General features: G+C 39.7%; 18 protein-coding genes. 10 read left to right on the top strand and 8 right to left on the bottom strand.

Features of this window, described 5'->3' with window-relative positions; all coding sequences use genetic code 11:
• Positions 1-47 precede the first annotated feature (47 nt).
• The 5 genes from FNZ24_RS12675 to FNZ24_RS12655 form a co-directional block, all read right to left on the bottom strand.
• Entirely contained in the window at positions 48-704 is a 657-nt protein-coding gene (locus FNZ24_RS12675; RefSeq protein WP_153914845.1) for a riboflavin synthase, read from the bottom strand.
• Positions 705-829: 125 nt separating this feature from the next.
• The gene (gene ribD, locus FNZ24_RS12670; RefSeq protein ID WP_153914844.1) at positions 830-1,969 is read right to left on the bottom strand and encodes a bifunctional diaminohydroxyphosphoribosylaminopyrimidine deaminase/5-amino-6-(5-phosphoribosylamino)uracil reductase RibD; all 1,140 of its coding nucleotides are present in this window, start codon (positions 1,967-1,969) and stop codon (positions 830-832) included.
• 62 nt (positions 1,970-2,031) lie between these two features.
• Positions 2,032-2,481 carry a transcriptional regulator NrdR gene (nrdR, locus tag FNZ24_RS12665; protein ID WP_153914843.1) on the bottom strand — a complete coding sequence of 150 codons (450 nt, stop codon included), beginning with the start codon at positions 2,479-2,481 and terminating at the stop codon, positions 2,032-2,034.
• A gap of 265 nt (positions 2,482-2,746) precedes the next feature.
• On the bottom strand, positions 2,747-4,003 hold the full coding sequence (gene glyA / locus FNZ24_RS12660; protein ID WP_153914842.1) for a serine hydroxymethyltransferase: 1,257 nt from the start codon (positions 4,001-4,003) through the stop codon (positions 2,747-2,749).
• A gap of 323 nt (positions 4,004-4,326) precedes the next feature.
• Complete coding sequence (locus FNZ24_RS12655) at positions 4,327-6,090, bottom strand: DUF3943 domain-containing protein (protein WP_153914841.1); 1,764 nt, start codon at positions 6,088-6,090, stop codon at positions 4,327-4,329.
• A 259-nt stretch (positions 6,091-6,349) separates the two neighbouring features.
• Between FNZ24_RS12655 and ettA the strand changes: the two genes are divergently transcribed.
• The 7 genes from ettA to FNZ24_RS12620 all read left to right on the top strand — a co-directional run bounded on the left by ettA (position 6,350) and on the right by FNZ24_RS12620 (position 19,442).
• Positions 6,350-8,017, top strand: coding sequence for an energy-dependent translational throttle protein EttA (ettA, locus tag FNZ24_RS12650; RefSeq protein ID WP_153914840.1), 1,668 nt, complete (start codon positions 6,350-6,352; stop codon positions 8,015-8,017).
• 556 nt (positions 8,018-8,573) lie between these two features.
• Positions 8,574-9,761 carry a hypothetical protein gene (locus FNZ24_RS12645; protein WP_194945062.1) on the top strand — a complete coding sequence of 396 codons (1,188 nt, stop codon included), beginning with the start codon at positions 8,574-8,576 and terminating at the stop codon, positions 9,759-9,761.
• A 309-nt stretch (positions 9,762-10,070) separates the two neighbouring features.
• Positions 10,071-11,219 (top strand): efflux RND transporter periplasmic adaptor subunit, encoded by a 1,149-nt coding sequence (locus FNZ24_RS12640; RefSeq protein ID WP_153914839.1) that lies wholly within the window; start codon positions 10,071-10,073, stop codon positions 11,217-11,219.
• The gene (locus FNZ24_RS12635) at positions 11,219-14,323 is read left to right on the top strand and encodes a multidrug efflux RND transporter permease subunit (protein ID WP_153914838.1); all 3,105 of its coding nucleotides are present in this window, start codon (positions 11,219-11,221) and stop codon (positions 14,321-14,323) included. Before FNZ24_RS12640 ends, FNZ24_RS12635 begins: the two co-directional genes overlap by 1 nt.
• Before the next feature lie 26 nt (positions 14,324-14,349).
• A complete protein-coding gene (locus FNZ24_RS12630; RefSeq protein ID WP_153914837.1) occupies positions 14,350-14,823 on the top strand; it encodes an NYN domain-containing protein in 474 nt (157 codons plus the stop codon).
• A gap of 254 nt (positions 14,824-15,077) precedes the next feature.
• On the top strand, positions 15,078-18,848 hold the full coding sequence (locus tag FNZ24_RS12625; RefSeq protein WP_153914836.1) for an EAL domain-containing protein: 3,771 nt from the start codon (positions 15,078-15,080) through the stop codon (positions 18,846-18,848).
• A 165-nt stretch (positions 18,849-19,013) separates the two neighbouring features.
• Positions 19,014-19,442 carry a thioesterase family protein gene (locus FNZ24_RS12620; RefSeq protein ID WP_153914835.1) on the top strand — a complete coding sequence of 143 codons (429 nt, stop codon included), beginning with the start codon at positions 19,014-19,016 and terminating at the stop codon, positions 19,440-19,442.
• A 295-nt stretch (positions 19,443-19,737) separates the two neighbouring features.
• Here the strand turns inward: FNZ24_RS12620 and FNZ24_RS12615 are convergent, their stop codons facing one another.
• Positions 19,738-21,246, bottom strand: a complete 1,509-nt coding sequence (locus FNZ24_RS12615) for a putative bifunctional diguanylate cyclase/phosphodiesterase (RefSeq protein ID WP_153914834.1) — start codon at positions 21,244-21,246, stop codon at positions 19,738-19,740.
• 215 nt (positions 21,247-21,461) lie between these two features.
• A complete protein-coding gene (locus FNZ24_RS12610) occupies positions 21,462-22,304 on the bottom strand; it encodes an HDOD domain-containing protein (RefSeq protein WP_153914833.1) in 843 nt (280 codons plus the stop codon).
• A gap of 232 nt (positions 22,305-22,536) precedes the next feature.
• On the opposite strand from FNZ24_RS12610, the gene yegQ reads away from it, so the two are divergent.
• Together yegQ and FNZ24_RS12600 are read left to right on the top strand one after the other, a co-directional pair.
• Positions 22,537-23,934, top strand: coding sequence for a tRNA 5-hydroxyuridine modification protein YegQ (yegQ, locus tag FNZ24_RS12605; protein WP_153914832.1), 1,398 nt, complete (start codon positions 22,537-22,539; stop codon positions 23,932-23,934).
• 5 nt (positions 23,935-23,939) lie between these two features.
• On the top strand, positions 23,940-24,191 hold the full coding sequence (locus FNZ24_RS12600; RefSeq protein ID WP_153914831.1) for a YfhL family 4Fe-4S dicluster ferredoxin: 252 nt from the start codon (positions 23,940-23,942) through the stop codon (positions 24,189-24,191).
• A 120-nt stretch (positions 24,192-24,311) separates the two neighbouring features.
• Here the strand turns inward: FNZ24_RS12600 and ubiT are convergent, their stop codons facing one another.
• Positions 24,312-24,827: a ubiquinone anaerobic biosynthesis accessory factor UbiT gene (gene ubiT / locus FNZ24_RS12595; protein ID WP_153914830.1), complete on the bottom strand. Its 516-nt coding sequence runs from the start codon at positions 24,825-24,827 to the stop codon at positions 24,312-24,314.
• Positions 24,828-24,963: 136 nt separating this feature from the next.
• Between ubiT and ubiU the strand changes: the two genes are divergently transcribed.
• Positions 24,964-25,965 carry a ubiquinone anaerobic biosynthesis protein UbiU gene (ubiU, locus tag FNZ24_RS12590; protein ID WP_153914829.1) on the top strand — a complete coding sequence of 334 codons (1,002 nt, stop codon included), beginning with the start codon at positions 24,964-24,966 and terminating at the stop codon, positions 25,963-25,965.
• Positions 25,966-26,066: the final 101 nt, after the last annotated feature.

Raw genomic sequence — 26,066 nt, 5'->3', positions numbered from 1 at the left:
CTTTATGTTGTTATTTCCCATATTTGCAATATAGGGTAAAAATAGGGTTATCGCATAAATCCGGCGCTGGCTAACATTTCCATTGTCACTCCGCCTGAAGCTTTCTCAGGCTGTTGCGGATTCATTAAGCGTTCTAAATATCGAGCAATAAGGTCAACTTCAATATTTACCTTATCGCCAGCTTGTAAGCTGATTAGTGTGGTTTCTGATGCTGTGTGTGGCACTATCGTTAAACGAAAACGATGACCGTCAATTTCATTAACTGTTAAGCTAACACCATCAATAGTAATTGAGCCTTTGTGAGCAATATAGCGTGCCAATTCTGCTGGAGCGGCAAGCCAAAACTCAATGGCTTTACCACGTACACTTCGCTGCTCTACTGCTGCAATACCGTCAACATGGCCACTGACCATATGGCCGCCAAGTCGAGTCGTTGGTAGGACAGCTTTTTCTAGATTTACCTTTTGACCAACGTGATAGTTAGCAAAACCTGTCAAAGCAACTGTCTCAGCAGAAATGTCGGCAATATAACCATCTGCAAGGCATTGCACTACAGTCAAACATACGCCATTGGTCGCAATACTATCGCCTAATTTAACATCAGATAAATCCAAATTTCCGCTAGCAACGTTTAGGCGAATATCATCACCTTTACGTTCGATTTTTCTCAATGTGCCTAAGGCTTCAATAATGCCGGTAAACATAAATACTCACTTGTTTTAATTCGGTTCAGTTCGATTCGATTATTAACAGTTAACTCAATCAAGTTTAATAACAGGCTATCTATAGCATTAGCATCACAAACCAATACAGCTAGCTAAATAATAAACTAGAGATTAAAAATCATCCGTTGATCATCACCAACGCGTCTTGAATCGACTAATTGTAACTCAGGAATTTGTTCCATAGTTTGATAGTCGTTCAGTTGTAATAAATTACGGCCATGACTGCCTAAAATCTTCATTGCTTGGTAAAGGTAGAGTTCATCGGCAAGCTTTTCATTAAGCACACTACCAGCAAGAGTGGCCCCCGCCTCAACCAGTACTGAGTTGCACTGTTTACCTAAGTAAGTAAATAACGCATGTAAATCAACGCGTCCATCCTCATTTGTGGCAATAGTGATACAACTAACATGATTGTTAAATTTTTCTTGTACTTTTGCGGGGTAATCCACGCAAGAAACCAACAATACTGGTGACGCGAATTCAAACAGTTTCATTTCGCTCGTTAGCCTAGCTTTACTGTCTAAAATAACGCGCAAAGGCTGATGTAGATCTGAGGGTGAAAATGAGTTTTTCATGCTGCCTAATTCTTCATAACGCACATTTAGCGTTGGGTTATCAGCAAGTACTGTTTCAACACCTGTCACTAAGGCACAATGACGGGCACGAAGCTTTTGCACATCAGCGCGCGCTTCAGGTCCAGTTATCCATTTAGAGACCCCATTCGAAAGTGCCGTTTTTCCATCAATACTAGCTGCTAGTTTAATCGTAATTCTAGGCAAGCCTGTGGTCATTTTTTTGGTAAAACCTAAATTTAATAACTTAGCTTGTTCTGACAATAATCCCACGTCGACTTGAATGCCCGCTTCTTCAAGTAAACGAATACCATTACCTGCCACTTGTGGGTTCGCATCAACTTCAGCAATCACGACTCTTTTTACACCGGCTTTGATTAATGCTAATGCGCAAGGAGGTGTACGTCCATAATGGCTGCATGGTTCAAGGGTGACATAAGCCGTGGCGGCTGATAGTTGCTGCCGATTTTGTTTCGCATCTACGTCTTGAAGCGCATGAATTTCAGCATGGGGGCCACCTGCTTTGATATGGTAGCCCTGACCAATAATGTTATCAGCAACGGCAATGACACAGCCAACATTTGGGTTAGGACGAGTGGTGTAACGCCCTTTTTCGGCTAAAGAAATTGCCAGGCTCATCATTTCAATATCAGTAATAGACCATTGAGACATAAACACCTACTTGAATAGCGGCTGTAAGACATAATCCACAGCCTCGATATTGGGAATAGAAATTACTTTTGTAGCTTAGCGATGGCTTCGCCAAACTGAGAAACATCTTCAAAGGCACGATAAACTGAGGCGAAACGAATATAAGCAACTTTATCTAACACCATTAATTGCTCCATCATTAAATTACCAATCATTGCTGAGTCAATCTCGCGCTCACCCGTACCTCTTAAGGTCGATTTGATTTTAGTTAATGCTTGTTCAATTTGGTCAATAGACACTGGACGTTTTTCTACCGCACGTAACATGCCACCTCGAAGTTTATCTTCATCAAACGGCTGACGAGTACCATCTTGTTTGATCACTCGCGGCATAACTAATTCTGCGCCTTCAAAGGTAGTGAAGCGTTCATGGCACAATGTACATTCCCGGCGGCGACGGACTTGGTGACCATCAGCCACAAGACGAGAGTCAATCACTTTGGTATCTGTCGCGCTACAAAATGGGCAATGCATATTCGCTCCTGAAAATAAAAATAAAATGGCCGTAAGCACAAGGTACTTACAGCCATTAAAGTTTATCCTATTTACTTAATAAGGTTAACCTTATCGATAAGATTATCCTACTTAGTTCAAATGGATAATGTGTCTAAATAAGAGGAGCAATATTAGCCAGTGTTATCTCGCTTTTTGCTCGGCTTATTTAAACATCAAGTAACGGTTTTATCCCTCACCTTTTATTTGTGAGCGATTTACCCGTAAACCTTTACCAGTAATCAATTTACCCGTAAACAGGGTATTTAGCACATAACTCAAGCACTTGGTTCTTTACGCGCTCGATTGTAGCTTCATTACTGATGTCATCTAGCACATCACACATCCAGTTTGTTAGTTCTACTGATTCAGTTTCAGCGAAACCACGACGGGTAATTGCTGGAGAACCAATACGAAGACCTGAAGTAACAAATGGTGAACGCGGATCATTTGGCACTGAGTTTTTGTTTACTGTGATGTTTGCTTTGCCTAACGCAGCATCTGCATCTTTACCTGTCATATCTTTGCTGATCAAATCAAGCAAGAATAAGTGGTTATCTGTACCACCAGAAACAACATCGTAGCCACGCTCGATGAATGTTTTTGCCATTGCTTTTGCATTAGCAACAACTTGTTCTTGGTAAGTGGTAAATTCTGGATCCAATGCTTCTTTAAATGCTACCGCTTTAGCTGCAATAACATGCATCAACGGACCACCTTGGCCACCAGGGAATACTGCTGAGTTTAATTTCTTGTATATGTCTTCATCATTTGATGCAGATAGAATTAAACCACCACGAGGGCCCGCAAGCGTTTTATGAGTAGTAGTAGTAACAACGTGTGCATGTGGTAGCGGATTCGGGTAAATACCTGCAGCAACAAGACCTGCAACGTGAGCCATATCTACGAATAAGTAAGCACCCACTTTGTCAGCGATTTCGCGGAACTTGCCCCAATCGATAATGCCTGAGTATGCAGAGAAACCTGCAATAATCATTTTTGGTTTATGTTCTACAGCTAAACGCTCAACTTCAGCGTAATCAATTTTACCTGTAGTTTCATCGATACCGTACTGAACGGCATTATAAAGCTTGCCTGAAAAACTCACATGAGAACCGTGAGTCAAGTGACCACCATGAGCAAGGCTCATACCTAAAACAGTATCACCGCCTTGAAGTAACGCCATGAAAACTGCTGAATTCGCTTGAGAACCTGAATGTGGTTGAACGTTTGCGTATGTAGCGCCAAACAATTCTTTTGCACGAGAAATAGCTAACTCTTCTGCAATATCTACATGCTCACAACCGCCGTAGTAACGCTTTCCAGGATAACCTTCAGCGTATTTGTTGGTTAACTGTGAACCTTGAGCTTCAAGAACACGTGGGCTGGTATAGTTTTCAGAAGCAATGAGTTCGATGTGCTCTTCTTGACGGCGTGTTTCATCTTCAATTGCTGCAAATAGTTGTGGATCATAATCCGCGATATTCATATCTTTTTTCAGCATTACTCACTCCAGCTGTTAATTCTTATAGTAGGGTTGCGCGGTATGATACAGCGCAATTGATCACAATCCCAGCATTTGAAACATGAAATTACTTGCAATTCATCATGAGTACCATTTGCTATCTATAAATTTTTCAACGGCAGTAGCTTTCAGTAATTGTATTTCATACAAAAATCCAAATTCACTCTTAGTTTCATAACCTTGTGACTATTTTTAGAAAACTCTTTTCTAAAAACTAAATCAAAAGCGTAATTCAGCTCTACTCGTCATTTTATCGATACAAGTGAATAAGATGGTCCAATACCAAAGCAATAATTTATCGATTAATATTTATAAATAAAGTGAATACTACTGCGGCTTTCTGTTTCATCATTTCGATTGGCAATGGATACATTTTCAATACCCGTTAATGTCCCACTTCGATCTATTCTTTCATGATGAATACTAATACTCATAGTGTTAGTTAAAGGAACATCAAGGTATACTTCATACCTATCCCGCGCATCTTTAAAGTCTATGTCACTGACATTTGGGTTCCAATCACTACTTCGATTAAACTCGTTATCATCAATAGAATCCCACCGTTGACTTTGAAACTTAATCCCGAGCAACAACTCTTTATAATTTGCTTCTAAGGCTAACTTGGCTGTATGACCTAAAGCATACCCATAACCGCCTTCCCAAAGCACCGATTTTGTCCCCCAAAAATGGCCACCACTTTGGCGATATTCTTTTGTTGCGAAGGGTTTCACCATACTAAAATCGCCAAACAAGTCGCCTCTAATGCTTATCGAAACATCATCAACAAACCATTTCGTACCTGCAGTTACGCCTATCACATTAATTGCTGCGTAAAAATCTTCCTCTTCATCTTGACCCAAACTACTATATTCCAGCCCCATGGATGGCCCCAAAAACCAAGTCTGCCGCCTAGTTCCTGAATCAGATATCGCATTAACATCACTCGTCAAGCCACCTAAAAAAATCGAAGAATCCATTTGCCAATCTTCAATTCCTTCATTAGAAATCCCCAGTTCCATATTTAAATCGACTTGGCTAGGTGTTGCAGATAAAGAATCATATTTACCTTGAACGCTATCAACACTCGCCTCTAACCCTAGTATTAAAGAAGTAGTTGAAATATCAGCTTGTTCTTTATTGGAGTAGTTTGCCCCTGTATAGATATTAAATATGTCCTTGGCATATGCTCGATTAAACCGTTGAGGATTATCATAACCAAACCAACCTTTAATGGTCTTAGCAGGATTAAAAACACTACTAAAAGCCGTTGGGATCCAGCCTTGTTTTGAATCTAACATTTCTGATAATTGAAATAAGCTTTCACCTAAAACCGCACCACCAAAAGTAGTAACAATTTGATCATTCACACTCACCACTTCTTTATATTCAGCAAAAACTTCCCAGACAGCTGACGCGATAAAATTACCCGCCAAAGATTCATAATAATTAAAGTTGTAATTACGAAACGCTTGATAATAAAGTGCACCTGCGTATGTATGCCCCCAGTTCATGCCAACTTTGTTATCATCAAGTTTCCAAGCCTCAGTCGTCACTATTCGATCGGCAAAGTATTGCGCTGCATTACCTTCAATTTCGTAATCAAAATCTCCTTCCATACTTTCTTCGCTAGTCAGGTAAAGCACCTCACCAATGACCAATACCGTCGAAATTTCAATTAATGCTCCCCACCAGTCTTTATTATTTAGCTCACTATAAGTGATTAGATTTTCATCTTCTTGTACATCAAGACCATCATTACTTCTAGTTTCTGTCCCTGCAGCGATGGAGCTTATGGATAAACCTGATGGCTCATACTTGAGTTGATTAACTGTATTTAAATATGATTGATTAACTGCTGTTGAATAGAAGGAATTAACTGAACTTTCACCTTTACTGTTAATGGCGAAAACGGTGGGGGCTTGGCCTTTATCAATAAATAAAGACCTATATTCTTTTGTTTGGAGTTGCTTGGCATTCACTTGAGCAAACAAACAAAATATTGAAATAGTAAACAACGAATTACACAATAATAGTTTTTTAAAAGCCTTCCTTTGTATCGTTCTCACTTTAATCCCTTAACATATTTTGAAAAATTGCCCTGATATATCCAACAACCATTGTTACCCCTTTTTATCCATAAACAGGGTTGTTACAACTATGTTATAGCCAATTATTACTTTGTTCGGTTGTTTTTGTTAAGTAATTTTTTGACCTATCGGTGTTGAATAAACCTTCGATGACAAAAGTTCGGTTTTCAGTTACGGCGAGATTCAAGTAGAATTAGTTAAATTCCCTAGTCCGAACCTTAGTCAAAGAGATATAAATATGGCTCAGTTTGTATATAGCATGCTTAGAGTGGGCAAGATTGTTCCGCCTAAAAAACAAATCCTTAAAGATATTTCCCTTAGTTTTTTCCCTGGCGCCAAGATTGGTGTTTTAGGTTTAAACGGTTCAGGTAAATCAACTTTACTTAGAATTATGGCGGGTTTAGATACTGAAATCGAAGGCGAAGCTCGCCCGATGCAAGATCTAAAAATTGGCTACCTTCCCCAAGAACCAAAGCTTGATGAATCACAAACAGTTCGAGAAGCGATTGAAGAAGCAGTAAGCGAAGCTAAAAATGCACTGACTCGTTTAGATGAAGTGTATGCCTTATATGCTGAACCTGATGCAGATTTTGATGCGTTAGCCAAAGAACAAGGTCAGCTTGAAGCAATTATTCAATCTCAAGATGCACATAACCTTGATGTGGTTTTAGACAGAGCTGCCAATGCACTGCGCCTTCCAGATTGGGATGAAAAAATCGAAGTACTTTCCGGTGGTGAACGTCGCCGTGTCGCTATTTGTCGCTTATTACTTGAAAAGCCAGACATGTTGCTACTCGATGAACCAACCAACCACTTGGATGCAGAATCAGTCGCATGGCTTGAGCGCTTCTTACAAGATTATACCGGCACAGTCGTGGCCATTACCCATGATAGATATTTCTTGGATAATGCAGCAGGTTGGATTTTAGAACTTGACCGCGGCGAAGGTATTCCGTGGGAAGGCAACTATTCTTCGTGGCTAGAGCAAAAAGATGCTCGTCTGCAACAAGAGACATCTACTGAAAGTGCTCGCCAAAAAACGATTCAGAAAGAATTAGAATGGGTACGTCAAGGCTCTAAAGGTCGTCAATCTAAAGGCAAAGCCCGTATGGCTCGCTTTGAAGAATTGAATACCAACGACTATCAAAAGCGTAACGAAACCAATGAACTGTTTATTCCACCAGGACCTCGTTTAGGCGATAAAGTCATTGAAGTGAATAATTTAACTAAGTCATATGGCGATCGTGTATTAATTGATGACTTAACTTTTGCAGTACCTAAAGGCGCCATTGTCGGTATTATCGGTGCTAACGGCGCGGGTAAGTCGACATTATTTAAGATGATTTCTGGTGCTGAGCAACCAGATAGCGGCAGCATCGAAGTGGGTGAATCAGTGCAAATTGCTTCAGTTGAGCAGTTCCGTGATTCGATGAATGATAAAAATACTGTCTGGCAAGAAATTTCCGACGGCCAAGATATCATGCGCATCAATAACACCGAGATCCCAAGTCGCGCCTATGTAGGCCGCTTTAACTTCCGTGGTGGCGACCAGCAAAAAATCATTGGCACCTTATCTGGTGGTGAGCGTAACCGTGTTCATCTAGCCAAACTATTGCAAGCTGGCGGTAACGTATTACTACTCGATGAGCCAACCAATGACTTGGATGTTGAAACGCTACGAGCATTAGAAGAAGCCTTACTTGAGTTCCCTGGTTGTGCCATGGTCATTTCTCATGACCGTTGGTTCTTAGATAGAATTGCTACCCATATTTTAGATTACCGCGACGAAGGTCAAGTTAACTTCTATGAAGGTAACTACACTGAATATACTGCGTGGTTAAAGGAACATTTAGGTACTGAAGCCATTGAGCCTCACCGCCTTAAATACAAGCGTATTGTCAAGTAAGCACTTGCAAGTAAAAGTTAATTAATGCTGCTATCGTTGGCATTCAGCTTTTAAAACATTAAGCCTCAATTTAAACAATGGCTCTTTAAAGCAAATTGTCTAAATTGGGGCTTTTTTATGTTTAAGGCAAAAAATAGACTGTAACAGCTGAAAACAACAGTTAGAAACTGCGATGTCATAAAAATGACGAATGACACTATATTAATAAGTTAGTTACATTTATCTATTGCTGAGCAATTTACCCCCCTTATTTAAGAAGTGATATCAATAGATAAAAGTCACTTTTTTGTTCCTTAAGTTACAGTTCAATTAGACTGCATTAACAAACACTTAAATAACCAATCTTAGTATCGCACCGTATCAATAAAACCCTTTTACAAGCCTTTGCAACTCATCGCTGTGACATCATTGTAAAAAAGCGTCAAAAAACCATAATCTATTTGTAAAGACAAATTAACTTAAGTACTATAAAAATATTGACGGCTTATTTAACTGTTAACCGATGACTATAGCTTTAGGTTATACATCACTAAATCAAATAAAAATGGAGAAATCAGTGAGATACAGTCAAGTTGCTTTTATTTTATTATGTTTTTACGCAAGTAGCTCATTTGGTTTAGAGGTAATTTCTAGTAGTGAAACTCAAAAACTACAAGAAATTGAGCAAAAATATAATATTGATAGTTTACTTATTTCAGCGAACGATAAGTTATCGACTCATAAGAAGAAAGAATCTGATTATTATGCACTGAGCGTCGAAATTAAAAGTAAGCAAACTGAGTATGAACATTTAGTCTCTAAGTTGCCGACCAGAATCCTGTCTCGTTCTAACCTCGATTCTTTTTATAAAGAACTCGAGACATTAGTCCTTAAAATTGATCAACTTGAAACCAAATACGATATCGATGGCAAGTCTCTTAAAAGAGAATATAAATCTATCATGGCTGAATACGATGTTATCAATAACACTCGTACCAATAAGGATGAGCAATTAGCAGCACTTAAAAGTGAAATCACTAAGCGAGTCATCGCCGATGTGTCTAAACCTGATACGGTTCAATCTGTTGATTTAGACGGTTCGACATTATGCTCTAAGTTTCAATCAATTAATGATTGTTTGAAAGATTCAGAAAGTTACATTGTTACCAATACCATTAAAACTGACCCATTTTTAAATGAACGCAGCGTGCTTTTATCATACGATGTTGTTGATGCCAGCATGAACATGAGTGGTAATTTAAACTACAAGATTAAAATGGCTTTTAAACCATCTTATAACAGTAAAATCGATTCATTAATTAATGAACAATTAGGTCTTAAGTCAGCCATGATTACCTTAGTGAGTAATGTGGCCGCAGACTGGTTTGTTGACGGGATAAAAATTGGTACGGGTCGTGAACTGTTTCATGAGGTTCCACTCGGTCAACATGGTATTTTAGCTTCTTATCAGTCGGAAGATAAATCAAGTGTTGAGTTTATTCAGGGCAACGGCGTCTTCAGTTATAACTTTAATAACACTGCTCAAAATAACGACATGGTGACTTTACCTAAAAGTGATCATAAAAAGCAGACAATGAAAATGAAGCCAAAACCTACTGATATGCTAAACAGTAATGTTAACGCTTCAACCAATAAACCTAAAAAAAGTATGCAAGATAAGGGTTACGAGTACTTCATGGGTATCGAACCTGCAACCGCTGAACAAAAAGAAAGTTTTGATTCGAGCCCATCAGCTAAGCTTTAAAGCGCTGTTTAATATTTAGCTCTGCTGACACACTTTTAGCCACCTCTAAATTGAGGTGGCTTTTTAATTTTCGATAAAAAATCACCGTTCAATTCAAGTCACAAACCTCTTATTTTGTAATTAAAGAGTAACAACTGAGATCGTTTAATAACACTTACGATTATTTATATAAACACTTTTGTTATCAGCATGTTTAGTTACAATCTTATCTGCTTTGCTTTACATTCCTTTACTCTTATATGCCTTTTTTTGATTAAAATAGTCCGCAATTCAGCAATCGGTCTGTTGATCTTTCTTAGAGTTCATAAAATGAAAAAATTGGCATTTCTTATTATATTAAGCAGTATCATCGCTGCAGTTGTGTCTTTTAGCGGCTTATCCCAGGCGGATAAAGCTAAACCCCATGCAAAAGGGAAAGCCCAAAAAACAATACCCGTTGTCACAGGTGTTGTTGATCAGCATGAACTATCTCAGTCTTTATCACTTATTGGTAAACTTGATGCAGAGCAGTCTGTTTACATATCTTCTCAAGTGGCAGGACAAATCAGTGAGATTTTAATTAAGCCAGATCAAGATATTCAGGCAGGCCAAGTTATCGTTCAGCTTGATGATGCCAAAGCTAAAGCTGCAACCGCAGAAGCAGCTGCTTACCTTGCCGATGAGAAACGTAAGCTCAAAGAATTCCTGAAACTGATTTCAAGCAATGCTATTACCCAAACAGAAATAGATGCTCAACGGGCCAGTGTTGATATGGCAGCAGCAAGACTTGCTGCTGCTCAAGCGGATTTAGATTATCACTCACTCAATGCTCCTTTTAAGGGTTCGGCTGGATTAATCGATTTCAGCGTAGGCAAAATGATTTCAGTGGGTACTGAGCTATTGTCTTTCGACGATCTATCAACCATGAGACTCGATTTACAAGTTCCTGAGCATTACTTGTCATTACTTTCAAATGGCATGAAAGTCTCAGCCCAAAGCCGTGCATGGCCATCTCAAGAGTTTAACGGCGAAATCATTGCCATTGACTCACGTATTAACCAAGACACGTTAAACTTACGTGTACGAGTGCAATTTGCTAATCCTGACAATAAATTAAAACCAGGCATGATGATGGCGGCAACGCTTAATTTCCCTGCGGTATCTGAGCCTGTTATTCCAGTTCAGGCTATCGAGTACTCTGGCACTAAACGTTTTGTTTACCTTGTTGATAGCAACAATATTGCTAATCGCACCGAAGTCATCTTAGGCGCTCGTATTGATAACGAGGTACTGATTACTGAAGGTTTGAATATTGGCGATAACGTAGTTGTACAAGGGCTGGTGAATATGCGTGATGGTGTATCTGTTGATGTACTTGAGCAGCAAGGAACAGCCTCACGTTTAGCCCATGAAACTTCTGAAAAGGCCTCAGAAAAATCTACCGACACAACAACTAATGCTCAACTGGAGAAAAGTTAATGTGGCTCTCTGATGTGTCTGTAAAAAGACCTGTTGTCGCGATTGTTTTAAGTTTACTGCTTGGCGTATTTGGTCTCGTTTCACTGTCAAAATTGTCAGTAAGAGAAATGCCTGACGTCGAAAACCCTGTTGTTACGGTGATGACGACCTATAGTGGCGCATCAGCCACGATTATGGAAAGTCAGATCACCACCACCATTGAAGATGAGCTAACGGGTATCAGTGGTGTAGATGAAATCGAATCTGTTACCCGAAACGGCATGTCACGTATTACTGTGACCTTCCTATTAGGCTGGGATTTAACAGAAGGCGTCAGTGATGTTCGTGATGCGGTAGCACGTGCTCAACGTCGTTTGCCAGATGAAGCAGATGACCCAGTGGTATCGAAAGATAACGGCTCTGGTGAACCATCAATTTACGTCAATTTAAGCTCTTCGATGATGGATCGTACTCAGCTTACTGATTACTCCCAACGCGTGCTCGAAGATCGCTTTAATTTAATCACTGGCGTCAGCTCTATCTCACTGTCAGGCGGTTTATACAAAGTCATGTACGTTCAGTTAAAACCTGAACTAATGGCAGGTCGAAATGTATCGGCCAATGATATTGTGTCAGCGCTCAAAACCGAAAACGTTGAAACGCCCGGTGGCGAAGTACGTAATGACACGACAGTAATGACCGTAAGAACGGCTCGACTGTACAATAACCCTGATGATTTTGATTACTTAGTTGTCCGTACTGCAGATGATGGTACTCCTATTTATCTTAAAGATGTCGCAGACGTGTTTATTGGTGCTGAAAACGAGAACTCGACCTTTAAAAGTGATGGTGTCCCCAATATTAGTTTAGGCATTATTGCTCAGTCTGATGCTAACCCGCTTGATGTGGCTAAATTGGTACACAAAGAAGTCGATAGAATTCAAGAGTTCTTGCCTGATGGCACAGCATTAGTCGTTGACTATGACTCTACTATTTTTATTTCTCGCTCTATTGATGAAGTATATAACACCTTAATTATTACAGCGATTTTAGTCATTTTGGTGCTGTACATATTCATCGGACAAGTGCGCGCCACACTCATTCCAGCAGTCACTGTGCCAGTGTCTTTGATTTCAGCTTTTATTGCCGCCAATACCTTTGGTTTCTCCATTAATTTGCTTACATTAATGGCGCTGATCCTATCCATTGGCTTAGTGGTGGATGATGCGATCGTGGTGGTAGAAAATATATTCCATCACATTGAAAAAGGTGAGCCACCGATTCTTGCTGCCTACAAAGGAGCCCGTGAAGTAGGTTTTGCAGTAATGGCAACCACTGCGGTATTGGTAATGGTATTTTTACCAATATCCTTTATGGAAGGTATGGTCGGTTTACTCTTTACCGAATTTTCAGTGATGCTCGCGGTGTCGGTTTTGTTCTCCTCTCTCATTGCTTTGACATTAACCCCTGTTCTGGGCAGTAAATTACTCAAAGCCAATGTAAAACCAAATCGCTTTAACCTTTGGGTTGATAGCATATTCGATAAACTAGAGCAGCAATATCGCCGCGTCGTTTCAAAAGCGGTTCAATATCGCGTTGCTGCCCCTGTTGTCATTATTGCTTGTCTTGTGGGTAGTGGCTGGTTATTGAATCAAGTTCCTGCGCAACTTGCACCGCAAGAAGACCGTGGAGTGATTTTTGCCTTCATCAAAGGCGCTGAAGGCACTAGTTATAACCGCATGTCGGCTAACATGGATATTGTAGAGCAGCGTTTAATGCCTATGTTAGGCAATGGCGTGTTCAAATCATTCAGTACTCAAGCCCCAGCTTTTGGTGGCCGAGCTGGTGACCAAACCGGTTTTGTGATCATTCAACTTGAGGAGTGGAAAGATCGTGATATCAATGCTCAACAAGCACTAGGCGTTGTAGCTAAAGCACTTGAGGGCATACCTGATGTCATGGTGCGCCCAATGCTACCTGGGTTTAGAGGTAAATCGAGTGAGCCTGTTCAGTTTGTTCTTGGTGGTTCTGACTACAACGAGCTGTTCGACTGGGCTCAGAAGCTACAACTTGAAGCTGATTTAAGCCCTATTCTAGAAGGTGCAGATCTTGATTACGCAGAAACCACACCTGAATTACTTGTGTCAGTCGATCGCGAACGTGCAGCAGAGCTTGGCGTCAGCGTCACTGAGGTTTCTGATACTTTAGAAATCATGTTAGGTGGCCGCAGTGAAACCACCTTTATTGAACGTGGCGAAGAGTATGATGTATATTTGCGCGGTGATGAAAACAGCTTCAATAGTGTTGCCGATTTAAGCCAGATATATATGCGAACATCGACAGGTAAACTGATTACCTTAGATACTATTACTAAGATTGATGAAGTCGCCTCAGCGCAGAAACTAAGTCACCTTAACAAACAAAAGTCGATCACCTTAAAAGCGAACTTAGGCGCTGGATATACTTTAGGTGATGCGTTAGATTTTCTTGATGCTAAAGCAATTGAAATGCTGCCAAGTGACATTACAGTTTCTTATACCGGTGAGTCTAAAGACTTTAAAGAAAACCAAAGCAGCATTTTCATTGTATTTGGTTTAGCTTTATTGGTGGCTTATTTAGTGCTAGCGGCTCAATTTGAGAGCTTCATTAATCCACTCGTTGTCATGTTTACCGTACCGATGGGAATATTTGGTGGCTTCTTAGGCCTATACCTAACAGGTCAAGGTCTGAACATTTACAGTCAGATTGGTATGATCATGCTAATTGGTATGGTAACTAAAAATGGTATTTTGATTGTGGAATTTGCCAACCAATTACGTGACAAAGGACTTGAGCTAGAACAAGCCATTGTGGATGCGTCAGCAAGACGCTTAAGACCCATTCTAATGACGGCATTCACCACGTTAATTGGTGCGATTCCTTTAATCATGTCGACGGGTGCTGGCTCTGAAAGTCGAATCGCGGTTGGTACAGTAGTGTTCTTTGGAATGGCATTTGCTACTCTAGTGACCTTATTAGTGATCCCAGCCATGTATAGACTCATATCTGGAACCACTAAATCACCAGGGTTTGTTGAGCAACAGCTTAATGATGCTATTGAGATGCAAAAACAAAAAAGCGCTTAAGCGTAAATGACTAAACAGGTGTAATAATGGAAAAAGTAGCAGTATTTGTAGATGTACAAAACATTTATTACACCTGTAAACAAGCTTATGGTCGCTCTTTTAATTACCGTGCGCTGTTTAAAATGTTGAGTCAACAAGCTCAAATAGAGCATGCTTTTGCTTATGCCATCGCCCCAGCTGACGATGGCCAAGTCAAATTTCAAGATGCACTAAGGCACATTGGTTTTGACGTTAAACTCAAACCCTATATTCAACGAAGTGATGGCAGTGCAAAAGGCGACTGGGATGTTGGCATAACCATCGACGTTTTAGATTATGCTGAACGCGTTGATAAGGTCATTCTACTTTCGGGCGATGGAGACTTTGATTTATTAATGGCGAAAGTGGCGCAGAAATATGGATGTGATACTCAAGTAATTAGTGTTTCGAGCCTAACCGCTAAGTCTTTACTTGATGTCGTCGGCAGTCATTTACCTATCGAATCCAGCCTTTTATTGTAATCTTGCTAGCTTAAAAATCAGACTCAGTTGCTTTTAAATTTGTGCAGCCATTGAATTTATTTAAGCTTAATATCTTGAGTTGTTATCAAACATCACCAATATCAAATAGATATAAAAAAACCTTCAAAAGCAAATGTTAACAATAAGTTAAAGGAAAAAATTCAAACAAGCTTATCTACCAGACATGATTCCATGGGACATCTTTTTATGTAACAATTACGTTATAGTTTCAATTATGAGTAGCAGAGAAGTTGATGTTTCAGCGGGCAAAAAAACTACAGTGTATTGTCATTGCTATTTGTGTCTATTTCGGCATTTTTACACTAGCCTATGCTGAACAATTCCAGCTTGAAACACTCAATGTAAGTGATGGTTTACTTTCCTCTAGTATTACTACAATCCATCAGCAACGTAGCGGTTATATGTGGTTTGGCACTGACAGTGGTGCTAGTCGATACGACGGTATCAACTTCACTCACTTCCAGTTCTCACCAAATGAAATAAACCACATCTCAAACAACTATGTCACCGATATTTATGAAGATAAAGCCGGCAATATTTGGATCGGTACTGAAGATGGGTTGAATCAGCTCACTCCAAACAATGAAATGGTTTTGCACAATATGCAGACCAGTGAAAATAATCTCGGCTCTAGTTGGATAACCCGAATTTACGAAGATAAGCAAGATAATATCTGGATAGGCACAGGTTCAGGAATTAGCTTATATAATTCGCAGACAAACACTTTCACAGGCTTTTCGCTTTTTGATGAAAATGGTCAGCAATACGATACTTCCATTTACAGTATTTTTAGTGATTATAAAGATACAATTTGGGTTGCCACAGACTATGGCCTCACGACAATCAACATGGACACCAGGCGGTTAGATTTAGTCACATCTTCAGATCCTGATACCAATAAGATCATGACAGGATCAATCAATGCTGTTGAAGTGATATCAGACGAGCAAGTTTGGTTAGCAACTTATCAGCAAGGTTTAATCGATTTCAATCCCAAGACCATGGAAATGATTGCTTATGTTATCGATGAGAATAATCCATCTATTGATCAAATTGCCTCAAATAAAATATATGACCTCACCCTTGAAAACGACAACACTCTTTGGTTAGCCCATGATAAAGGGGCTACAAAAGTCACGTTAGACACAATGAGCTATACCCACATACAACATCAAGCGTATAATCCTAGCTCTATTGCTGATAATACGGTCAGTGAATTGCAGCTTGATCAATCAGGCGGTATTTGGTTCGCCACGACTATGGGAGCTTCTTACTACTCCCCGTTTAAACATGGCACCCGAATCTTTAAACCTCATCCTTTCTCCCCTGAATTATCTAGCTCTTTCACTTACTGGATTGATACCGATAAAAGCAAAGATATCTGGGTAACAACATCAGAAAAAATAAATCTCATCAACGATAAAACCGAAGCGATAAAATTAAACCCGATTGCAGACGCACCAATTTCAATGCCATACAGTGCAATTAAAGACGATGACGAAAATCTTTGGATTGCCAGTGCAAATGGGTTGTCTGTATTTAACACGCTTGATGAAACCTTAACACATTATAGTAATGCGCTTGATAATCCTTATGGCTTCCCTAATAGTCCCTTTTATTTAACGCTACCCGATAACAATGGCGATGTATGGATCACCGGTTACTTAGATGTGGGGTTGATCCTATTTAATCCTCAAGAAGGAATTAAACAGCAGCTACTGACTGAGCATGATTTTTCTTATGCCGCTGGGGGCAACTTCACATTTGATAAGCAATTTATCCATAACGGCGAGCTATGGTTAGCAACAACCAACGCTATTTACAGAGTGAACCCTGAGACTTTTGAGGTTAAGCATTTATCACTCGGCTCGGAAACAGAAAATATTAGAACCGTTAAACTCTATCAAGATGAAAATAATCATATTTGGGTTGCCACCCAAGGCTTGGGTCTAGCACGTATCGAAATGGGAGAGATGTGGCAAGATCCTATTGAAATCAGATACTTCAATAAAGAATATGGTTTTACTACTAATACACTTAGAGGTGTTGCAGGCAATGGAGATGGTTTTGTCTGGGTCACTTCGCAATCCAAATTCGCCAAAATGAATATTGATACCTTTGAGGTGACCCAATATCCAAGTGCGATTAACGAAAAAGGCAGCTCATTTACAGATTCTGCGATAGCGATGAAAAACGACCATTTATATCTAGGCTCTAATAATGGCCTGTATAAAATTGACACTAAAGCTATCAAAAGTAATAGCTTCAAACCCAAGGTCCATATCACTTCTGCGCTAATTGCCAATGAACAGTTTTTAGGCCCTAACAGCAACCAAAAAGTCGGTGATGTTCAATTGGATTATGAACAAAATATTGTCCAATTCTCCTTTGCATCAATGGATTTTACCGCACCTAATAGAATTCAATATCGCTATCGTTTATTGGGGTTTGATGACAACTGGGTTTATGCTGGCAGCAACACTTCCGCCACCTACACCAACCTAAATGCTGGTAAGTATTCTTTTGTTGCCCAAGGAAGCAACAGTGATGGTCGCTGGAGTCCTCATGTTGCTACGTTTGAGTTTGAAGTTAAACAAGCATGGTGGTTCTACGCCATTATTACCTTAATGGCTATCTGTACTCTACTGATTATTCTATATCTGTTTACTCGCTACCAAAAAATTACCGAACTCAGTAATCGAGCAAACTACGACAGCCTTACAGGACTCTCAAATCGATTTCGTTTTAATGCAAAGTTAGAGCTGGCCGTGACAAATGCCCAGAACCCAGCTGCAATTGTGTTCATTGATTTAGATTATTTCAAAGAGGTCAATGACACTATGGGTCACGACATTGGCGATGAACTCATTATTGAAGTCAGTAAAAGGCTATCAAATACCCTTAACAAAGATGACTTGCTGGCAAGATTAGGTGGTGATGAATTTGCCATAATCATTCAACATCCAGGTAGCCAAGCAAAGCTCATCAATATTATCGAGCAAATTCGCACCTGTATTAATACCGGTTATCAGATCAAAGCCCACTGGATTACCAGTTCAGCCAGTATCGGTGTTGCTTGCTTCCCAGAAGATGGCCTTGACTCTAAGACTTTACTAAAACATGCCGACACGGCTATGTATGCTGCAAAACATGCAGGCCGAAATGGCGCTTACTTTTTCAATGAATCGTTATCGCAAGCGCTACTTGAAAAAACCACCATTAAGCAGCAATTAAAAACGGCATTAGCAGGTCACCAATTTCAGGTCCATTACCAGCCTAAAGTGAATATGTTGACTGGTGAGGTATGTTCATTTGAAGCTTTACTAAGATGGTACCATCCAAGTGAGGGACTTATATCACCCGCTAAATTTATCCCCGAAGCTGAAAGCAATGGCCAGATAATTGAAATAGGTTATTGGGTGTTACTGCGCGCGTGTACGGACGGACAAAAGTGGCACCAACAAGGGTTATTAAAGGATAATATTTCAGTCAATATATCAACTATTCAGTTGTCTCAGCCTGATATTTGCGTGCAAATAGAATCAATCTTACTAAAAACAGGTTTCCCTGCTGAAAAGCTTGAATTAGAAATAACGGAGTCGTTACTGATTGAAAACTTCGACACCGCTGAAGTTGTACTTAAGCAACTAAAAAAACTCAAGGTGCGTATTGCCCTAGATGATTTTGGCACAGGCTTTTCATCATTGAACTATTTAACCCATTTCCCACTTGATACCTTAAAAATCGATCAAGGATTTTTAAATGGGTTACTGGAAAATCATGCTACTGAAGTGGTACTAAGAAATATCATTAATCTAGGTACTGAGCTCAATATGGACATTGTGGCAGAAGGTATTGAAACCGACATGCAAAGACTTAAACTCATAGAGTTGGATTGTATGACGGGTCAAGGATATTTATTTAGCCCTGCGATTGCAGAGCCTCTCGCGAGCAAAATGCTTATCGATGGTGCCGCTCTTACTACTGAAAGTAAAAGGGATTAAAGGCTAACTAAAACTTTCAAACAGTAAATAAAGAAAACTAATGATTTTTTATCAACACTTGTGGTCTGATGAGGTTCGAATTCTGTAAGGTTAGCGAAATAGCGCTACTGTATCCCTTCCAAATAAGCGACAATAACTTTCATTGCTTCCTACTACATAATCATAATGACTCAAAAAACAATTGAATATAGCCCTACATTTCACTTCCCTGTACAAATATATTATGAAGATACTGACTTTTCTGGCGTGGTATACCACCCCAACTTCTTAAAGTATTTTGAACGAGCAAGAGAACATGTCATTGGCGCTAATGTGCTTAATATTTTGTGGCAAGAACAGCAATTAGGTTTTGCGGTATATCGTACTGACATGCTCTGCCATGATGGAGTTGAGTTTGCTGATATTATCGATGTCAGAACTAAATATTATTTTGAAAGTAAATATCGCACTGTGTGGCAACAAGAAATTTGGCGCCCTAATGCTAAAAAGCCTGCTGTAACTGCAACTATTGAAATGGTTTGTATGAACCAGCAACGCCAAATGGCGCCAATGCCAATCAACTTAATTGAACAGTTACGGGAAAAGTTTAGTTAATAACCTTATAACTTCGATTGTGACAATAATGTGGTGATGTGTTGTTGGTGTAGCTGTTGGTGTTGGTGTAGTTCGCTCATAATGGAACTAGAGTTGAAAATGGGTTGCTCTTGTTCCTTCTCTTTCTTTTGTTTCAACAACTAGATGTCCTCAATACTATTGTCGTTATTGAGACTTAGTTAAAGAGACATAGTTTTAATGAGGCTTAGTTTTAATGAGACATAGGTAATGAGACTTAGTCTAATGAGGCATAGATAATGAAGCTAATGGATAGTAAAGCTAATGGATAGTATAGCTAATGGGTAGTAGGTAAATTTACAAAAGGTTTCTTGATGAGCTGCGAGAAACGTAGCTCAAGTTCGTTGGCGATAAGTGGCTTACTAACATATTCACCTTGAATCGTATCAGTGCCAAATTCAATTAAAGTATCGAAAACATCTTTGGTTTCAACCCCTTCAACCGTTACATCAAACCCAAGACTTTTAGCTAAATCGATACTGGTTTTAACAATTTTATTTGCTTGAAGATCGCAATTAAAATCATCCAAGAATGCTTTATCAATTTTGACTTCGTCAATTGGTAGGTGGCGTAAATATGCTAATGAAGAGTGGCCTGTACCAAAATCATCAATGGCTATTTTAACCCCTAATTGTCTAATTTCTTTCAGCGTTTCAATGGTTCTGGCTAAATCTAACATCAAGGCACTTTCGGTAATTTCAATCATCAAGTTTTCAGCAGGAACCTTGTACTGCATTAACAAATTACTGATATCTATAGGTAGATGTTGGTTTTCTAAATCTTTAGTCGATAGATTCACAGCGACTTTAATATTTATTCCTTGTTGAAGCCACTTCACTTGTTGCTGTAGCACCTGCTCTAGCGCCCATTTACTGATTAAATCAATAATGCCAGTATGTTCAGCTAGTGGTATAAACTCTGTAGGAGGGATATTACCTAAACCGTCATGATCCCATCGAATTAATGCTTCTACCTGTGAGCACTCTCCTGTGCTGATATCTAGTTTAGGCTGATATACCATATGAAGCTGATTCTGCTTCAAGCTTTTAGGTAAGCTATTTATAATCATCAGCTCACGATACTGAGCTTTATCATCATCTTGATTATAAAAAGCAATATCTTTGTGGCTCACCTTAGCCTTTTTAAGGGCTAAATCTAATCGTCTTAGCATCAAACTTACATCAGCATGATGTTCGTGTAATTCTAATACCCCAAGCTGCACCTTAATACTGATCGGAGTTTGCTCTATCTCAAATGTTTTTTGAAGATGTTGCTTGATTACATTTAATTCAGAGATTGAGATGACTTGAGGATAAAACAATAAAAACTCATTGCCGTTCATTCTAGAGACAAACTGAGGAGGGTTAGCTAAACCTTTAATTCGTAATGCAAAGGATTTAAGTAACTGGTCGCCGAAAATAAAGCCAAATAAGTCATTCACAAATCGAAACTGCTGTATGTCCACCAGCACTAACATGCCTTCCGTTGCAGGCATTTTGGCAAACATTTTTCGTTTAAAGCCAACTCGATTAGACAAACCAGTCAGTTTATCTCGCTCAAGTGTCATTGGGTTATTTTGTTGGAACAGGTTGATATTACGGACTAGGGGTTTAAATGCACGGGGTGTATGTTTGAAATTTAACGGCGATTGAGTCGCGTTATTGGATTCTAATGTTTGAGTTAATTCAGCAATAAATTTACCTTGCTGAAAATAGCCGCCAATCACAATCCCTAATATCAGAATAAGCACGATAAATAACACAATGATAATTTCAATGCTTAACACAATTTATTGCTCCTTATTCGATGATAAATGTCCATTAGGTTAATCGGGAAAATGTATAACGATTCTATATAAAAGCTCTAAACAAAATAAAAGCTCTAAACAAAATAAAAGCTCTAAACAAAATCTCTAAAAAGTGCTATTAAAGCGCTATAAAAGCTAACTAAATACATCAAAAACCAGATTAACATTATTGGTAAAAAATTTTAATGGCACTGTTATTGGTAGCTCTGCTTAATCGAATGATAAACATCTAAAAATTCATCACTTTCTAAATCTTCTGGTGTCACGGGCAAACCACGTGTAGCAAATATATCTAGACGCTGCTCAAGTTCAACACCTGCTCTTAATTCACCAGTGTAATAAGACGCAGAACGAATAAAGTCTAAATACGTCACTTTCTCTGGCATGTAATGTAAATCAGCCCAGCGCTCGACCACTTCCATCACTTCAGGAGCAAAGTCCCATGTTTTTAAAATGGCTCGGCCTATTGGGCCTTGCATTTTACGTACTAAACCACGCAGTTGATCAATACTGGTAAAAGCATCAGGTTTGGTTTCTGCTTCAGACAAAACTGGCAGCGCACCGATATTATGTACCAGGCCTGCTAGGGTTAATGTTTCAGGATCTAATTTTTTACTCGGGTTACGTTTATTGTAAATGGCTAACATCGCTCCAGATGATGCAGTCACCTCAATTGAGGTTTGCCATACTTCATCCATCACTTCCCACACCATTTCATTGGTAGAGATAAACAATTGCTCAAGTGCTACAGATGTCACAATAGATTTAATTTGCACTAAGCCAATGCGATTTACTGCCGCACTGATATTTTCGGCTTTGTTACCACGGCTATATAGCGCACTGTTTGCCACTTTAATAATACGTGCAGAAATCGCTGCATCTTGGCCAATAATGTCACCGACTTGTTTTAAGCTTGAATCGGGCTGCGCTACAACTTCCTGCACACGCATAGCGACTTCTGGCAGTGTAGGAAGCACTAAAGCATCATCTTTAAGCTTCTTTAATAGTCCGACCAAAAGTTGGTGTTCAGTTGTCATACTTTCCGCCTGTTATTCTATTGTTATTGCTTTGTTCGGATTATATCAGTTATGTGGTTTATTTGAATAAAGAAAAAGCAGTAATCTTTTATAAACCATTTTCTTTTATTAGTCATAATTAAATTAGACAAACCCCACAATCACAGAGGAATTATTTGCATTAAGCAACCATACTTAAGTAAAATGCCGCCCCCCGCGCTATGCGTGAATTTCCATCAAATTGAGAGTGATTATGTTTAGACCAGAGCTATTGTCTCCAGCAGGAACATTAAAGAACATGCGTTACGCCTTTGCCTACGGTGCAGATGCGGTATATGCAGGTCAACCTCGCTATAGCTTACGCGTTAGAAATAATGACTTTAAAATGGAAAATCTTGCCATGGGGATTAAAGAAGCCCATGCGCTAAACAAAAAGCTTTATGTGGTCAGTAATATTGCCCCACATAACGCTAAGTTAAAAACCTATATCCGTGATATGGCACCTGTGATTGATATGAAACCTGATGCGGTGATCATGTCAGATCCTGGCCTTATCATGATGGTGCGAGAAGCCTTCCCTGATCAAACAGTGCATTTATCCGTTCAAGCAAACGCGATTAACTGGGCATCGGTTAAGTTTTGGCAGCAGCAAGGTATTAAACGCGTGATTTTATCTCGTGAACTCTCCCTTGATGAAATTGAAGAAATTCGCCAGCAATGTCCAGATATCGAATTAGAAGTGTTTGTTCATGGCGCATTGTGTATGGCTTACTCGGGTCGTTGTCTGCTTTCTGGTTACATCAACAAACGCGATCCTAACCAAGGAACATGCACTAACGCTTGTCGTTGGAAGTATGATGTTCATGAAGCGAAACAAACCGAAACAGGCGACATTATTGCAGTTAATCCGCAAGGTATTGTCGATCAAAATGGTGTAGAAATTGAAACTCCAACCTTAGGTGCGGGCCAGCCATCAGATGAAGTCGTGCTACTACAAGAACCAGGTCGTCCTGGTGAGTACATGCCAGCTTATGAAGATGAACATGGCACTTACATCATGAACTCTAAAGATTTGCGTGCAATCCAACATGTTGAGCGTTTGACTAAAATGGGTGTGGATTCATTAAAAATCGAAGGCCGTACTAAGTCATTCTATTATGTTGCTCGAACGGCGCAGTTATACCGCCAAGCGATTGAAGATGCTGTTGCTGGTAACGACTTTGATCGCACCTTAATGCATAACCTTGAAGGTTTAGCGCATCGTGGCTATACCGAAGGTTTCTTGCGCCGTCACGTTCATGATGAATACCAAAACTATGATTATGGCTATTCGATTAGTGACACCCAACAATTTGTCGGTGAATTTACCGGTAAACGTAATGAGTCAGGTGCTGCTGAAATTGATGTTAAAAATAAATTCTTAGTGGGTGACAGTGTTGAAGTGATGACACCACAAGGGAATTTAACCTTAACGATATCAGAATTAGTGAACCGCAAAGGTGAATCAGTGGAAGCAGGGCTAGGTTCCGGCCATTTTGTTTTCTTAGCCGTTCCTGATGAAGTTGAATTAGATAAAGCAATTTTGATGCGAAACCTTCCCCAAGGACAAGATTCACGTAATCCGCATCAAGAAAGCGCACCAGCAGAGTAATACTTATGGCTTTAATAATCGACGATAGCTGTATCAATTGCGACATGTGTGAGCCTGAGTGCCCTAATGAAGCAATTACTATGGGCGAGGAGATTTATGAAATCGATCCTGCCCTGTGCACAGAGTGTGTAGGCCATTATGACAAGCCGACATGTATTTCTGTGTGCCCTATTGATTGTATTGATCCCGATCCAGCCCATGTTGAAACGCCTGAAGAGCTTAAATATAAGTACCAAGTCATTACAGGCAAGGTTTAACTTAATCTCGCTCGATTAAACTTGAAGGCGACACAGCTGTTCAAGCATTAGAGACAAAAAAGGCGCTTAGATAGCGCCTTTTTTATTGCTCAAACTTTATAATTTATCGTTAGGCTGGTCTTATGCCATCGCAGTGTCATTTGAGTAGCTTTGCAGTGTTTGCAACGTGATAGCGAGTTTCTCAATGCTTAAACGAACAGGTTGAGGCAATGATTCTAGTTCGATACCCAATAATAGGTTTTTCACTTCTAAGCCTAATTCAGTGTCCCCTTCAATTCTGAGTTTACGCTGAAAAAATAACGTATCAGGGTCTTCTTTTGCCGCGGCAACCAATAATAGCTCCGGCACATTTGCTGTAAAAGTAACATCGGCTTTAGTCAGTGGACGTAATAGCAATTTTCCGTCGAAGCTAATTTCAAAATGTAAGCCAATATCTTGCACTGAAATCGCTACCCACTTAGCTTGTAAAAAATCTAATTCACCAAATTTGATTTGCTCTGATAATGTCAAAGTCAGCAATTTAGCTAACAAATCTAATTTCATTTTTTCAGGCACAACCGATAAAGATTGTGTGGCCACTTTGGGTGCTAAACCTAATACGTTTTTAGCGACTTTACTGGAAAAACCGAGAGACATTGATACTCCTACACTGCCTAGAATTATATTTAAGCTAGTTTACTCACATTTTATCAATTGAAACCTGTTTCAAATCAATTCATGTGACGTCATTCAACTTTACACTCCCTTGCAACAGCAATTAGAGAGAGAGAAAATGGAACTCTTGTGCCCCGCAGGAAATTTAGCCTCGTTAAAAGCCGCTTTTAGAGCTGGTGCAGATGCGGTTTATCTAGGTTTAAAAGACGACACCAATGCCCGCTCATTCGCGGGACTCAATTTTACCCCTGATCAAATAAAACAAGCGACTAAGCTTGCCCATAGCCAAGGTCGAAAAGTATTTTTAACCTTAAACACCTTTCCGAAACCTGGTGAGGAGTCTCGTTGGTATCAAGCTATCGATTTAGCGGCAAACATAGGGATGGATGCACTGATCACTGCCGATATATCATTATTGGATTACGCCAATCGACGCTACCCTCATTTACCCTTGCACCTATCAGTTCAAGCCAGTGCCACCAATCTAGCCGCATTAGACTTCTATCAACAGGCTTTCAATATTGAGCGAGCGGTTTTACCTCGCGTGTTATCGATTAAGCAAGTTAAAGACTTGGCCAAAAATAGCAGTGTTGATCTAGAGGTTTTTGCATTTGGTAGTTTATGTATTATGGCTGAAGGCCGTTGTCATTTATCTTCTTATGTTACAGGCCAGTCCCCCAACACTGGTGGTTCATGTTCCCCCGCTAGACATGTAAGATGGCAAGAGCAAGGAGACAAGTGTTTAACACGGTTAAATGAAGTGCTTATTGATACCACAGGTGTTGATCAGCAACTTGGCTACCCAGTCGTCTGTAAAGGGCGCTATATTGCCGAAGACCAAACTCAAGCAAATTACTTACTAGAGTCCCCTACTAGCTTAAATACCTTAAGCCTGCTTCCACAACTCGCATCTGCTGGTATTAAATCACTAAAAATAGAAGGCCGACAACGCAGCCCCGCTTATGTGGAACAAGTAACCCGGGTTTGGCGTGAAGCTATCGATAGCTTTTTATCCGACCCGGAGTCATTCACTGAGCAAGCCAGATGGAATCAAGTATTAGCAAAAGTTTCTGAAGGACAAGTCACCACATTGGGCGCATACGAGCGCCAATGGCAGTAAGGTAAATATTGATGAAGATTTCTCTCGCACCAGTAAGCTATTGCTGGGATAAAGTCACTATGGAACATTTCTATCAACTTGGCTATTAGCGGCTTGTTGAT

The organism is Shewanella sp. TC10 (genome assembly GCF_009663145.1).
Classification (GTDB): domain Bacteria; phylum Pseudomonadota; class Gammaproteobacteria; order Enterobacterales; family Shewanellaceae; genus Shewanella.
The sequence above is the reverse complement of the archived record's forward strand: the minus strand, read 5'-3'. Positions and strand labels throughout refer to the sequence as shown.

Excerpts from the sequence above, each read along its gene's own strand:
- FNZ24_RS12630 (WP_153914837.1), top strand. The coding sequence starts at position 14,350 with ATGGAAAAAGTAGCAGTATTTGTAGATGTACAAAACATTTATTACACC.
- yegQ (WP_153914832.1), top strand. The coding sequence starts at position 22,537 with ATGTTTAGACCAGAGCTATTGTCTCCAGCAGGAACATTAAAGAACATG.
- FNZ24_RS12640 (WP_153914839.1), top strand. The coding sequence starts at position 10,071 with ATGAAAAAATTGGCATTTCTTATTATATTAAGCAGTATCATCGCTGCA.
- FNZ24_RS12675 (WP_153914845.1), bottom strand. The coding sequence starts at position 704 with ATGTTTACCGGCATTATTGAAGCCTTAGGCACATTGAGAAAAATCGAA.
- FNZ24_RS12635 (WP_153914838.1), top strand. The coding sequence starts at position 11,219 with ATGTGGCTCTCTGATGTGTCTGTAAAAAGACCTGTTGTCGCGATTGTT.
- nrdR (WP_153914843.1), bottom strand. The coding sequence starts at position 2,481 with ATGCATTGCCCATTTTGTAGCGCGACAGATACCAAAGTGATTGACTCT.
- FNZ24_RS12610 (WP_153914833.1), bottom strand. The coding sequence starts at position 22,304 with ATGACAACTGAACACCAACTTTTGGTCGGACTATTAAAGAAGCTTAAA.
- FNZ24_RS12620 (WP_153914835.1), top strand. The coding sequence starts at position 19,014 with ATGACTCAAAAAACAATTGAATATAGCCCTACATTTCACTTCCCTGTA.
- glyA (WP_153914842.1), bottom strand. The coding sequence starts at position 4,003 with ATGCTGAAAAAAGATATGAATATCGCGGATTATGATCCACAACTATTT.
- ettA (WP_153914840.1), top strand. The coding sequence starts at position 6,350 with ATGGCTCAGTTTGTATATAGCATGCTTAGAGTGGGCAAGATTGTTCCG.
- FNZ24_RS12600 (WP_153914831.1), top strand. The coding sequence starts at position 23,940 with ATGGCTTTAATAATCGACGATAGCTGTATCAATTGCGACATGTGTGAG.
- ribD (WP_153914844.1), bottom strand. The coding sequence starts at position 1,969 with ATGTCTCAATGGTCTATTACTGATATTGAAATGATGAGCCTGGCAATT.
- ubiU (WP_153914829.1), top strand. The coding sequence starts at position 24,964 with ATGGAACTCTTGTGCCCCGCAGGAAATTTAGCCTCGTTAAAAGCCGCT.
- ubiT (WP_153914830.1), bottom strand. The coding sequence starts at position 24,827 with ATGTCTCTCGGTTTTTCCAGTAAAGTCGCTAAAAACGTATTAGGTTTA.
- FNZ24_RS12625 (WP_153914836.1), top strand. The coding sequence starts at position 15,078 with ATGTTTCAGCGGGCAAAAAAACTACAGTGTATTGTCATTGCTATTTGT.